The sequence below is a fragment of the Kineococcus sp. GCM10028916 genome, assembly GCF_042674865.1.
Lineage (GTDB): Bacteria > Actinomycetota > Actinomycetes > Actinomycetales > Kineococcaceae > Kineococcus.
Map to the genome: position 1 here is coordinate 223,248 of NZ_JBHTFM010000013.1, position 12,861 is coordinate 236,108.

Sequence of the window (12,861 nt, forward strand, 5' to 3'; positions counted from 1 at the left end):
GACAGCCTCCCACCCGGGCTGCGGCAACCGTGGCCGAGACGACCCTTCAGTAGACGTCGCGGACGTAGCGCCGCTGCGCGGCCATCGTCTTGACGTACAGCGTGGCGTCCTCCGCGTCCATGCCACCGTGCTCGGCGACGACGTCGCGCAGCGTGGCGTCGACGTCCCTGGCCATCCGGGCGGCGTCGCCGCAGACGTAGAGGTGGGCGCCCTCCTCCAGCCAGGCCCACAACTCCGCGCCGTGGCGCCGCATCCGGTCCTGCACGTAGACCTTCTGCGGCTGGTCGCGCGAGAACGCGAGGCTGAGGCGGGTGAGCAACCCGTCCTCGCGCCAGCCCTCGAACTCATCGCGGTAGTACCAGTCGGTGGCCGAGCTCCGCTCGCCGAAGAACAGCCAGTTCGGGCCGCTCGCGCCGTGGGCGCGCCGGTGCTGCAGGAAGGCGCGGAACGGCGCGACCCCCGTCCCCGGCCCGATCATCACCATCGGCACGCCCGGGTCGCCCGGCGGGCGGAACGCCGGAGCGGACTGCACGAAGACGCCCACGTCCTTCCCCTCCGCCCGGTCGGCGAGGAACGTGGAGCAGACCCCGTGGCGGACCGGGTCGCCGAAACGGACGGTCGACATGGTCAGCTGGACCTCGTCGGGGTGGGCCTCGGGGGCCGAGGAGATCGAGTACTGCCGCGGTTGCAGGGGTTTGAGCAGGTTGAGCCACTCCGCGGGTTCGGCGTGGGCCGGGAACTCCCGGAGCACGTCCAGCAGCTGACGACCGTGGGCCCACTCCGCCGTCCGCGACGGACCGTCGGCGAGGATCCGGGACAGGCCCTCCCGCCGGGAGCGCTGGGCGACGAAGCGGAGCAGTCCCGGGGAGGGCCGGGTCACGTCCAGGGCCGCCAGTTCCGCGGGGTCGACACCGGTGGCGTCGGCGACCTCGGCGAGCACGACGGGGTCGTTCTCGGGCCACACCCCCAGGGAGTCACCCGCGTGGTGCTCCAGCCCGTCGTCGCAGGCGAACCCGATCTGGCGGACCTCCTTGGTCGAACCCGCGGCGTTGAGGCGGACGTTGCGCACGAGCCGGCTGCGGTAGGGGTTCCCGCGGGTGGGGCGGACGGGGGCCGCTCGCGGTGCGGGGACGAGGGCCGCGGGGCTCCGCTGCGCCAGCAGGCCCAGGACGCGCGCGCTCCAGTCCGCGGCGCGATCGTCCTCCCCCGGCTCGCAGTCGATCCGGTCCAGCAACCGCTGGGCGCCGAGTTCGGCGAACCGTTCGTCGAGGCGACGGCCGTGGCCGCAGAAGTCGGCGTAGCTGGAGTCCCCGAGGGCCAGCACGGCGAACGTGCGCCCCTCCAGGCTCGGCGCCGCGGGACCGGACAGCGCCTCCCAGAACGACTCCCCGTTGTCCGGGGGCCCGCCGTCGCCGAACGTGCTGGACACCACCAGCGTGGTCGCCGCGGAACTCAGCCGGTCGGGGGTCACCTCGTCCATCCCGAACACCCCGACCCGGACCCCGGCCGATTCCAGGGCCGCCGCCGCCGAACGGGCCTGCTCCTCGGCTCCCCCGGTCTGCGAGGCCCACAGGACGAAGACGTCGGGCGCGGCCTCGGGCTCGGGGGCCGGGGCGGTGGACGTACCCGCGAACGTCCCCGCGAGGAACCCGTCCACCCAGGCCCGGTCGCCCTCCCCGAAGGGGGCCGACGCCGGCAGGGCCGGTACGAAACCGGGTACCTCGCCGAGGGCGTGCAGGAACCCGTCGAGGTACCTGCTCTGGCGTTCGTCGAAGACCGGCGGCTCCCCGCGTCGCACCTGCGGCCCCGCCTCCACCTCGACGCGGGTCAACCGCACGGCGCACACCTTGAACTCCGGCTGGAAGCTGTCGGGGTCGACCGCGTCGTTGGTCACCGCGTTGATCGCCAGATCGGCGCCGAACTCGTCGTTCCAGTGGAACGGGGCGAAGCAGCACCCCGGCAGCACCCGGTCGGTGACCACCGCCGGCAGGACGGCGCGACCCCGGCGCGAGACCACCTCGACGCGGTCGCCCTCGCCGAGGCCGAGGCGAGCCGCGTCCTCGGGGTTCACCTCGAGGAACGGCCCGGGGTTCAGCTTGTTGAGCTTGGCGACCTTCCCCGTCTTGGTGAGGGTGTGCCACTGGTGCTGGACCCGGCCGGTGTTCAGCACGAACGGGTGGTCGTCGTCGGGGAGTTCCGCCGCCGGGAGGAAGGGGCGGGGCCAGAACACCGCCCGCCCGCTCGGGGTGGGGAACGCCAGCCGGGGAACGCTGCCGTCGGGGTGGACGAGCAGGTCCTGGCTGACCCCGTCGTTGAGGTAGCGCACCGGGTGCCGGTCCTCGCCGTCGTCCGGGGGGGCGGGCCACTGCACGGGACCGCGGCGCAGCCGCTCGTGGTCGACCCCGCGCAGGTCGTAGCCGGTGCGGGGGTTGGAGAAGCGGCGGATCTCGTCGAACACGTCGGAGGCGCAGCCGTAGGCGAAGTGCTCCCCGAAACCGAGCGCGCGCGCCACCTCGGCGATGAGCTCCCAGTCCGGGCGGGCGTCCCCCACCGGGTCGGCGGCCTGCTGCAGCAGGGTCATGTTCCGCTCGGAGTTCACGCTCACCTGGTCCGACTCGGCCCAGAGCGCGGCCGGCAGCAGGACGTCGGCGTAGGGCGTCGTCTCGGTGTCGGCGAAGGCGTCCTGGACGACGACGAACTCGCACCGCTGCAGGGCCTCCACGACGGTGGAGCGGTTCGCGACGGAGGCCACCGGGTTGGTGCAGACGATCCAGCACGCCTTGACCTCCCCGTCGGCCATCCGGCGGAACATGTCGACCGTGCCGGTGCTGAAGTCGGTGCGCAGGGTGCCGGGTTCCAGCCCCCACACGCTCTCGGTGAAGTCGCGGTCCGCGGGGTCGAGGACGGAGCGCTGCCCCGGCAGCCCCGGGCCCATGTAGCCCATCTCGCGCCCGCCCATGGCGTTGGGCTGCCCGGTGAGGGAGAAGGGGCCGCTGCCCGGACGGCAGATCGCGCCGGTGGCGAGGTGCAGGTTCACCAGGGCGTTGGTGTTCCACGTGCCGTGGGTGGACTGGTTGAGGCCCATCGTCCAGCAGCTCATCCACTCGCCCGCCCCGGCGATGAGGTCGGCCGCGGCCCGCAGGTCGGCCTCGGCGATGCCGGTCAGCTCGCTCACCCGCGCCGGCGGGTGGTCGGCGACGACGTCGGCCATCCGCTCCCAACCGGTGGTGGAGGAGGCGATGAACTCCTCGTCGACCGCCCCCGCCGCCACCAGCAGGTGCAGGAGGCCGTTGAGCATCGCGAGGTCGGTGCCCGGGCGCACCTGCAGGAAGAGGTCGGCCGCGTCGGCCGTCGTCGTCCGGCGCGGGTCGACCACGATGAGCTTGGCGCCGGCCCGGACGCGCTCCATCATCCGCAGGAAGAGGATCGGGTGGCAGTCGGCGGCGTTGGAGCCGATGACCAGGAAGACGTCGGCGTGGTCGAAGTCCTCGTAGGACCCGGGCGGGCCGTCGGAGCCGAGGGACTGCTTGTAGCCCGTGCCCGCGCTGGCCATGCACAGCCGCGAGTTGGACTCGATCTGCGTCGTGCGCAGGAAACCCTTGGCCAGCTTGTTGGCCAGGTACTGCGCCTCCATCGACATCTGGCCCGAGACGTACACGGCGACGGCGTCCGGGCCGTGCTCCTCGACGATCTCCCCGAGCCGCTGCGCCACCGTCCCGACGGCGTCGCGCACCGGGACCGGGCGGGGCTCGCCGCCGCGGACCTCGCGCACCGCGGCCTGCTGCAACCGCCCGGGGGCGGTCATGAAGTCCGCGCTGGTCGCCCCCTTCGTGCACAGCCGGCCCGCGTTGGCGGGGTGCTGCTTGTCGCCGGTGACCTTGGCGACCCAGCGGCGCCCGGTCTCGGGGTCGGTGGTGATGTCCAGCACCATCCCGCAACCGACCCCGCAGTAGGAGCAGGCGCTGCGCACCGAGGCGGTGGGCTCGAGGGAGGTCACGACGGCGAGTCAACGCCACCGCCGTTGCCCCCCGGTTACCCCCGTGTTGCGGCCGTGGTGCGCTCTCCTCACACCGGCCCCCGTCGCGCGTGAGGACAACGTCACGCAGGGGCAACGGCGCACGCGACCGGCTGTAACGCGGCGTGCCTAGCTTCGTCCCCGAAGCCAGTCCACCACTGCCCCTGAAGGGACTCAGCGATGGCCCTCACCAACGACCGTGCCGACTCCGAGCTCGCCGTCGGCACGATCCCCGCCCCCCGTGCCGGCCGCTGGGTCGACCACTACGACCCCGAGGACACCGTCCAGTGGCAGTCCACCGGACGACGGGCCGCGAAGCGCAACCTGGGGCTCTCGATCTTCGCCGAGTTCCTCGGTTTCTCGGTCTGGCAGCTGTGGACCATCGTCACCCCCTCCCTCAACAAGGCCGGCTTCGCCCTGACCGCCGACCAGATGTTCTGGCTCATCGCCGTCCCCAACCTCGTCGGCGCGACGCTGCGCTTCCCCTACACCTTCGCCGTCCCGAAGTTCGGCGGCCGCAACTGGACCATCGTCTCGGCCCTGCTGCTCGTGGTCCCCTGCGTGGGCCTCGCGATCGTCGTGCAGAACCCGCAGACGCCGTTCTGGCTCATGGTCCTGATCGCCGCGACCGCCGGCGTCGGGGGTGGCAACTTCGCCAGCAGCATGGCCAACATCTCGTTCTTCTACCCCGAGCGCGAGAAGGGCGCAGCGCTGGGGCTGAACGCGGCGGGCGGGAACCTCGGCGTCGCCGTCGTGCAGCTGGTCATCCCGGTCATCGTCGTCATCGGCGGCGGGCTGGCCCTGGAACGCGCCGGGCTGGTCGTCATCCCGCTGGCGATCCTCGCCGCGGTGCTCGCCTGGCGGTACATGGACAACCTCTCCACCGCGAAGGCCGACCTCGCCGGTTACGCCGCCGCGATCCGCAACAAGCACACCTGGATCATCTCCTTCCTCTACATCGGGACGTTCGGCTCGTTCATCGGCTACGCCGGGGTGTTCCCGACGCTCATCTCGACGCAGTTCCCGCAAGCCGTCTTCGACTGGGGGTTCATCGGGCTGCCGGCGGTGCCGCTGACGCTGGCGTTCCTCGGCGCGCTGGTGGGTTCACTGGCCCGCCCCTCGGGCGGGAAGCTGGCCGACAAGCTCTCCGGGGCCAACGTCAGCGTCGCGGCCTACCTCGTGATGGCGCTCGGCGCCCTGGGCGTCATCCTCTCGTTGAAGGCCGGCACGTTCGCGGGGTTCTTCATCTCCTTCCTGCTGCTGTTCGTCGCCACCGGCGTCGGCAACGGTTCGGTGTACCGGATGATCCCGGCGATCTTCCGCGCCGGCATCGACCCCTCCGACACGGCGACGATGGTGCTGGCCAAGAGGAAGGCCGCGGCCTGCATCGGGATCGCCGCCGGGATCGGCGCCTACGGCGGGTTCATCATCCCGCGGGTGTTCGCCACCTCCCTCAAGGAGGCCGGGTCGCTGCAGCCCGCCCTCGTCGGTTTCATCGCCTTCTACCTGGTGTGCGCCGCAGTGACCGTCGCCGTCTACAAGGTCGGTCGCGCCCAGCGCTTCGCCGGCGCCCAGATCTGAGAGGAACACCCCCATGAGTTCCACCCCTCGTTTCCTGCAGGGCGCCTACCCGTTCACCGGCGCCGGCCTGGAGAAGCCCGTCGTCCTGGACGGTCTCCCCTCCTACGCCGTCCCCGACGGGGCGCGCGCCCAGGCCGTCTACTTCCGCGGCGGGAACTCCACCGAGGAGATGGTCGTGGTGGCCCTGCTGCGCGACGGGGTGACGATGCGCCTGTTCCCCATCGCCGCCAAGGGCTCGGTGCACGTCCCGCTGCGCATCGTCGAGGACGTCGAGGCCCCCTCGACCCTGGAACTGCGGGTCGCGGCTCCCGACGGGCTGACCGGTACCGTCGTGGTCGACCTCGGACTCGTGGAGGTCTGAGGTGACCGAGACGATCGCCACCGTCAGCGTCCCGGCCCAGCGGCGTCCACGCCGCCGCCTCGTCGTGGTGGGCAACGGCATGGCCGGCATCCGCGCCGTCGAGGAACTCCTCGAACGCGGTGGTTCCGACCAGTTCGCCATCACCGTCTTCGGGGACGAGCCCTACGGGAACTACAACCGCATCATGCTGTCGCACGTGCTGTCCGGGGAGGAGACCGAGGAGGGCATCTTCCTGAACTCCCTGCCCTGGTACGCGGAGAACGGCATCGACCTGCGGGCCGGGGTCCGGGTCGAGCGCATCGACCGGTTCGCCAAGGTCGTCCACGACGCCGACGGGGGCCAGACCCCCTACGACGTCCTGCTCATCGCGACCGGGTCCACGCCGTTCTTCCCCAGCATGGAGGGCCTGTACCGCCCCGACGGTTCCGTGCTCGAGGGGGTGTTCGGCTTCCGCACCCTCGACGACGCCCGGTCCCTGCTGACCGCGGCCCGCACCCACCGCCGCGCCGTCGTCATCGGCGGCGGCCTGCTGGGTCTGGAGGCCGCCCACGGCCTCGCGACCCACGGCCTCGAGGTGGACCTCGTCCACTCCCCGAAGCACCTGATGAACCAGCAGCTCGGCCCCGAGGCCGGCCGCGTCCTGCGCCGCAGGATCGAGGAACTGGGCATCCGCGTCCACACCGGCGTCCGCACCCGCGGTCTGCGCGGCACCGACCGGGTCAGCGGGGTCGAACTGCCCGACGGCTCGGTGCTCGACGCCGACTTCGTCGTCGTCGCAGCCGGCATCCGGCCCAACACCGACATCGCGCTGCGCTCCGGCCTCGAGGTCCAGCGCGGCATCGTCGTCGACGACCGCATGCAGTGCAGCGCGGGCGAAGAGGGCGAGGAGGGCACCGCCGAGGGCATCTACGCCGTCGGGGAGTGCGTCCAGCACCGGGGGGAGACGTACGGCCTGGTGGCCCCGCTGTGGGACCAGGCCGGTGTCCTCGCGGACCACCTGACGGGTGCCCGGCCCGACGCGGCGTACCACGGCTCGCGCACCTCCACGAAGCTCAAGGTCGCCGGGGTCGACGTGGTCGCGATGGGTCTGCCCGGACCCGAACGCGACGACGACGAGTTCGTCGTGTTCTCCGAACCGCACCGCGGGATCTACCTCAACGTCGTGATCCGCGCCGGGCGCCTCGTCGGGGCGACGCTGCTGGGCGACGTCCGCAAGACGGCGTTCCTCACCCAGGCCTTCGACCAGGGCCTGCCGCTGCCCGAGGAACGCATGAGCCTGCTCTTCGACCTCGGCTCCCCCGACGAGGCGACCTCGGTGGGCGAACTGTCCGACGACGTCCAGGTCTGCAACTGCAACGGCGTGACCAAGGGGAAGATCGTCGACGCCGTCGCCGGCGGCTGCACCTCGGTCAACGCCGTCATGGCCAAGACCAAGGCCGGCAAGGGCTGCGGGTCGTGCAAGACCCTCGTGGAACAGGTCACCGAGTGGGCGGCCGGGGGGAACCTCACCGTCGACGAGAGCGCGAACTGGTACGTCCCGGGGATCCCGATGGGCAAGCCGGAACTCATGGCCGTCATCCGCGAGCGCCGGCTGAAGTCGGTCTCGGCGGTGTTCCGCGAGCTCGCCCCGGGCGGGGTGGAGGACGCGAAGTCCAAGATGGGCCTGACCTCGCTGCTGCGGATGATGTGGCCCGAGGGGCTGGACCAGGACGAGCGCGACGGCCGGTTCATCAACGACCGCGTCCACGCCAACATCCAGCGCGACGGCACGTTCTCGGTGGTCCCGCAGATGAAGGGCGGGGTGACCACGGCGGAGCAGCTGCGCAAGATCGCCGACGTCGCCGACAAGTACGACGTCGGGATGATCAAGGTGACGGGTGGTCAGCGGGTGGACCTGCTGGGCATCCGCAAGGAGGACCTGCCGAAGGTGTGGGAGGACCTGGGGATGCCGTCGGGCTACGCCTACGGCAAGAGCTTCCGCACGGTGAAGACCTGCGTGGGCACGGACTTCTGCCGCTTCGGCCTCGGTGACTCCACCCAGCTGGGCATCGACCTGGAGACCCGTTTCCAGGGCGTGGAGACGCCCGCGAAGCTGAAGCTGGGGGTCGTGGGCTGTCCCCGCAACTGCGCCGAGGCCTACGTCAAGGACATCGGGGTCGTCGCGATCGGCGCCGGCGCGTGGGAGGTCTACGTCGGGGGCGCCGCGGGGGCCACCGTCCGCAAGGGCGACCTGCTGGCCACGGTGGGCTCCCCCGAAGAGGTCATCGCGCTCACCGGGCGGTTCATCCAGTTCTACCGGGAGTGGGGCAACTGGCTGGAACGCACCTACGAGTTCGTCCCCCGCCTCGGCCTGGACCGGGTGAAGAAGGTGCTGCTGGAGGACTCCGACGGCCTGGTGGCCGGTCTCGACGAGCGGATGCAGGCCACGGTGGAGAACTACCGCGACCCGTGGCTGGAGGGCCGGGAGCCGGTCACCGAGGGCCAGTTCCGCCCTTCGCTGCCGCTGGTGGACCTGCCGCTGGTGCCCAGCCGTCCCGCGGGGGCGCCCGGGGGGACGACCGTCGCCCTGCCGCTGCCCACCGCCCGTCCCGACTCCCTGAAGGTGCCGCGATGACCACCTCCACCACCCACGCGGTGTGCCCCGTCCGCGAACTCCCCTTCGGGGAGGGCCGCACCTACGTCGTCGACGGGCGGCAGGTGGCCCTGTTCCGCCACCGCAGCGGTCGCGTGAGCGCCGTGCAGGCCGCGTGCCCGCACGCGGGGGGCCCGCTGGCCGACGGCCAGGTCGACGAGGGGTCGGTGGTGTGCCCGTTGCACCTCAACGCCTTCGACCTGCGCACGGGTGAGTCCACGACGGGGCAGGACCCGATCGCGGTGCATCCTTGTTCGGTCGGGGACGACGGTGTCGTGAGCGTGGAGTTGTGAGCCCGGACGGAGGGGAGGTCCCGGTGATGACCTACCCGTTGCACCTGGACGTGTCGGGGCGTCGGGTCCTGGTGGCCGGTGGGGGGCCCGTGGCGGCCCGCCGGGCCCGTGACCTGGTCTCCGCCGGGGCCGAGGTCCTGGTGGTCGCGCCGGCGCTGTGCGAGGACCTGCGGGACCTGGTGCCCCACCTGACGTGGGAGCAGCGCGAGGTCGCACCGCGCGACGTGGCCGACGTGTGGCTCGTGCACACGGCGACGGGTGACCCGCGGGTGGACGCGGAACTCGCCGCGGCGGCCGAGGCCCTGCGGGTGTGGTGCGTGCGCGCCGACGACGCCCGCGCCTCCAGCGCGTGGACGCCCTCGGTGGTCCGACGCGGTGAGGTGACGGTGTCGGTCACGGCGGGCGGCGACCCGCGGCGGGCGCGGGGCCTGCGGGAGGCGCTGTCGCGCTGGCTGGACTCCGGGGCCGCGCCGTTGCGCCGCCGCCGGGCCGGAGCCGGGCGCGTCACGCTGGTCGGTGGCGGTCCCGGGGACGTGGACCTGCTGACCCTGCGCGGGCGGCGGCGCCTGGCCGAGGCCGACGTGGTCGTCGTCGACCGGCTGGCCCCCACCGCCGTGCTGGCCGAGCTCGACCCCGACGTGGTGGTCGTCGACGTGGGCAAGACCCCCGACCACCACCCGGTCCCCCAGGACGAGATCAACCGGATCATCGTCGAGCACGCCCGCGCCGGGCGACGGGTCGTGCGGCTCAAGGGCGGTGACTCCTACGTCCTGGGGCGCGGCGGCGAGGAGGTCCTCGCCTGCCGGGCCGCCGGGGTGGAGGTCGAGGTCGTCCCCGGGGTCACGAGCGCGTTCTCGGTGCCCGCCGCGGCGGGGATCCCCGTCACCCACCGCGGGCTGTCGCGGTCGGTCACGGTGGTCAGCGGGCACGAGGACGTCGACGCGGAGGTCCTGGCCAGGCTGGACGGCACCGTGGTGTTCCTCATGGGGGTGACGATGCTGCCGCGGTTGAGCGCGGGGCTCGTGGCGGCCGGGAAGTCGCCCACGACGCCCGTCGCGATCGTCGAGAACGGCTGGAGCGCGGACCAGCGCACCACCCGCGGCACCCTGGCCGACATCGCCGGGATCGCCGCCGGGCGAGGAGTGCGGGCGCCCGCGGTGATCGTGGTCGGCGCGGTGGCGGGCTTGGAAGGGTTGGCGGACGTGGCGTCCGCGGCGCAGGTCGCCTACGGTCCGGACCTGTGACCGACCCCACGCCTGCCCCCGAGGTCCCGCAACTGCTCGGAGTGACCGTCGGCATCACCAGCGACCGGCGGTCCTCGGACATGATCGCCACCTTCGAGCGCAAGGGCGCCCGGGTGGTGCACGCCCCGACCATGCGCATCGTCCCGCTGACCGAGGACGAGCAACTGCTCGCCGAGACCCGCGACGTCATCGCCGACCCGCCCGACGACCTCCTGGTCACCACGGGCATCGGGTTGCGCGGCTGGGTGGAGGCCGCCGACGCGGCCGGGCTGGCCGCCCCGCTGCTGGAGGTCTTCGGCCGGGCCCGCATCTTCGCGCGCGGCCCGAAGGCCACGGGGGTCATCCGCGCCAACGGCCTGCGCGAGGAGTGGTCGGCCGCCTCCGAGCAGACCGCGGAGGCCGTCGAACGCCTCGTGGCGGGCGGGGTCGAGGGCCGCTCCATCGTCGTGCAGCTGCACGGGGCGGCGGACCAGGACCAGTTGCAGCCGTTGCTCGACGCCGGCGCCCGGGTCCGCGGGGTGTCGGTGTACCGGTGGTTGCCCCCGGCCGACCCGGTCGCGGTGGAACGCCTCGTCGACCTCATCGCCGCCCGCCGCCTCGACGCGGTGACGTTCACCAGCGCGCCCGGAGCGGTGGCCCTGCTCGACGCCGCGCGGCGTCAGGGTCGTCTCGCCGACCTGGTGTCGGCGTGCGGCGAGGGGGTCGTCGCCTGCGCCGTCGGCGACGTGACGGCCGAACCGTTGCGGGGTGCGGGCATCGAACCGCTGATCCCGGACCGGTGGCGGCTCGGTGCGCTGCTGCGGACCCTCACGGCCCACCTCGCGCAGAACCCGCTGGACTGCGTGGTCACGGTCGGCGGGACGCTGAGGTTGCGGGCCCAGACCGCGGTGCTGGAGGACGCGGTGCTCGACCTCGCCCCCGGCCCCCTGGCCGTGCTGCGCCGCCTCGCCGCGGCCCGTGGTGCGGTGCTGACGCGCGAGGACCTGCTCGCCGCCCTGCCCGGGGCGGGCGACGAACACGCCGTGGAGGTGACGGTCGCCCGGTTGCGCACGGCCCTGCCGGACGCGGCCCTGGTGCGGACCGTGGTCAAGCGCGGCTACCGCTTGGAGGTGGCATGACTCCCGGAACGAACCCCGGACCCGTCCTCGTCGCGTGCTCGCACGGCACCCGTTCCCTCGAGGGGAGGGCGGTCGTCGAGGGGTTGCGGGAGGCGGTCCGGGTGGCTCGGCCGGGGTTGCGGGTCGTCGCCGCGCACGTGGACGTCCAGGAACCCGAACTGGGGGCCGTCGTGGCGGAACTGGTCGCGGACGGGGAACGCTGCACCGTCGTCCCGCTGCTGCTCTCCAGCGGTTACCACGTCCGGGTGGACATCGCGGAAGCGTTGCGGGACACCGGTGGTCGAGCCGTCGCCGCCCCGGCCCTCGGTCCGGACGAGGTCATCACCGAGGCGCTGGTCGACCGGTTGGAGGAGGCCCTGGGAACGTCGGTGGAGGAGTTCGAGGGGGCGATCGTCCTGGCCGCTGCCGGATCCTCCGACGCCCGGGCGGTCGCCGACGTCGAGGCCGCGGTCGCCTCGTTGTCGGTGCGGACGGGACGTCGGGTGACGGCGGGGTTCCTCTCGGCGCAGGAACCGTCGGTCGCCGCGGCCGTCGCCGCGGCGAGGGCCGCGGGGGCTCCATCGGTGGCGGTCGCCGGGTACCTGCTGGCCCCCGGGGTGTTCTCCGTGCGCCTGGGCGGGGCCGGGGCCGAGGTCGTCGCCGAACCCCTGGGGGTGCACCCCGCGCTGGTGGAGCTGGTGCTGGCCCGCTACGACGAGGCGACGACGTTGACGGGTTCCTGACCCGCGAGCAGGAGTTCCAGCTGCCGGCGCAGCAGGGCGACCATGCGGGGCCGGAACGCCGTCGAGTTCCCGCCGACGTGCGGGGTGACGACGACCCCCGGCAGCGACCAGAGTTCGTGGTCGCCCGGCAGCGGTTCCGGGTCGGTGACGTCGAGGGCGGCCAGCAGCCGGCCCGTGCGCAGTTCCGCGACGAGGGCCGCGGTGTCCACGACCGGGCCGCGGGCCACGCTCACCAGCAGCGCCCCGTCGGGCATGGCGGCGAGGAACTCCGGGCCGACGAGGCTCCTGGTCCGCGCGGTCAGCGGGCAGGCCAGGACGACGACGTCGTGCTCGGGCAGCAGCTGCGGGAGTTCGGAGTCCGCGTGGACCTCCACCCCGTCCTGGACCCGGGAGCGGGTACCGACGGCGGTCACCGCGCACTCGAAGGGGGCCAGGCGGGTGGCGACGGCGCGACCGACCCCGCCCCAGCCGAGCACGAGGACCCTGCGGTCGGCCAGCGAGGTGCGGCGGGAGGGTTTCCACTCGCCCCTCGCCATCGAGCGCACGTCCTCCCCCAGTCCCCGCAGCGCGAGGATCGCCAACCCCACGGCGAGTTCGGCGGTCGAGGTCTCGTGGACCCCGGTCGCGTTGCACAACCGCACCCCCGGAGGGAGCTGCTCCGCGACCCCGTCGAAGCCGATGGTCAGCAGCTGGACGACCTCGGTGCCCACCGGCAGCGTCGAGAGGTCGGGCGTCGCGACGTAGTCGGGGACGACGAGGCGCGGCGCGGGCTCCGGTGCGGGGGACGAACCGTCCCAGACGACGACCTCCACCCCGTCGACGGGACCGAGGGCCCTGACCCAGGACTCGGTGGGCAGGCTCACGACGAAGGGTGCGGTGCTCACCCCGCGCACGC

Annotated in this window: 9 protein-coding genes; 7 read left to right on the forward strand and 2 right to left on the reverse strand. The window is 73.2% G+C overall.

The annotated features are described in order from the left end of the window. Nucleotides 1-46: 46 nt before the first annotated feature. Entirely contained in the window at nt 47-3,997 is a 3,951-nt protein-coding gene (locus tag ACFQ46_RS12495; protein ID WP_380259792.1) for a molybdopterin-dependent oxidoreductase, read from the reverse strand. A gap of 198 nt (nt 3,998-4,195) precedes the next feature. Between ACFQ46_RS12495 and ACFQ46_RS12500 the strand changes: the two genes are divergently transcribed. The 7 genes from ACFQ46_RS12500 to ACFQ46_RS12530 all read left to right on the forward strand — a co-directional run bounded on the left by ACFQ46_RS12500 (nt 4,196) and on the right by ACFQ46_RS12530 (nt 11,966). Then, nucleotides 4,196-5,596, forward strand: a complete 1,401-nt coding sequence (locus ACFQ46_RS12500) for an MFS transporter (protein WP_380259793.1) — start codon at nt 4,196-4,198, stop codon at nt 5,594-5,596. Between the two features lie 13 nt (nt 5,597-5,609). Then, nucleotides 5,610-5,957 (forward strand): molybdopterin oxidoreductase, encoded by a 348-nt coding sequence (locus ACFQ46_RS12505; RefSeq protein ID WP_380259794.1) that lies wholly within the window; start codon nt 5,610-5,612, stop codon nt 5,955-5,957. Between the two features lies 1 nt (nt 5,958). Beyond that, complete coding sequence (gene nirB, locus ACFQ46_RS12510; RefSeq protein ID WP_380259795.1) at nt 5,959-8,571, forward strand: nitrite reductase large subunit NirB; 2,613 nt, start codon at nt 5,959-5,961, stop codon at nt 8,569-8,571. Further along, nucleotides 8,568-8,882, forward strand: a complete 315-nt coding sequence (locus tag ACFQ46_RS12515; protein WP_380259796.1) for a Rieske (2Fe-2S) protein — start codon at nt 8,568-8,570, stop codon at nt 8,880-8,882. The genes nirB and ACFQ46_RS12515 overlap by 4 nt, the downstream gene beginning before the upstream one ends. Nucleotides 8,883-8,908: 26 nt before the next feature. Beyond that, nucleotides 8,909-10,126, forward strand: coding sequence for a uroporphyrinogen-III C-methyltransferase (cobA, locus tag ACFQ46_RS12520; RefSeq protein WP_380259835.1), 1,218 nt, complete (start codon nt 8,909-8,911; stop codon nt 10,124-10,126). A gap of 80 nt (nt 10,127-10,206) precedes the next feature. Continuing rightward, nucleotides 10,207-11,244: a uroporphyrinogen-III synthase gene (locus tag ACFQ46_RS12525; protein ID WP_380259836.1), complete on the forward strand. Its 1,038-nt coding sequence runs from the start codon at nt 10,207-10,209 to the stop codon at nt 11,242-11,244. Then, nucleotides 11,241-11,966 (forward strand): sirohydrochlorin chelatase, encoded by a 726-nt coding sequence (locus tag ACFQ46_RS12530; RefSeq protein ID WP_380259797.1) that lies wholly within the window; start codon nt 11,241-11,243, stop codon nt 11,964-11,966. The genes ACFQ46_RS12525 and ACFQ46_RS12530 overlap by 4 nt, the downstream gene beginning before the upstream one ends. Here ACFQ46_RS12530 and ACFQ46_RS12535 read toward each other — a convergent pair. Further along, nucleotides 11,933-12,850: a 2-hydroxyacid dehydrogenase gene (locus ACFQ46_RS12535; RefSeq protein ID WP_380259798.1), complete on the reverse strand. Its 918-nt coding sequence runs from the start codon at nt 12,848-12,850 to the stop codon at nt 11,933-11,935. The two genes, ACFQ46_RS12530 and ACFQ46_RS12535, sit on opposite strands and share 34 nt — an antisense overlap. Nucleotides 12,851-12,861 lie beyond the last annotated feature (11 nt).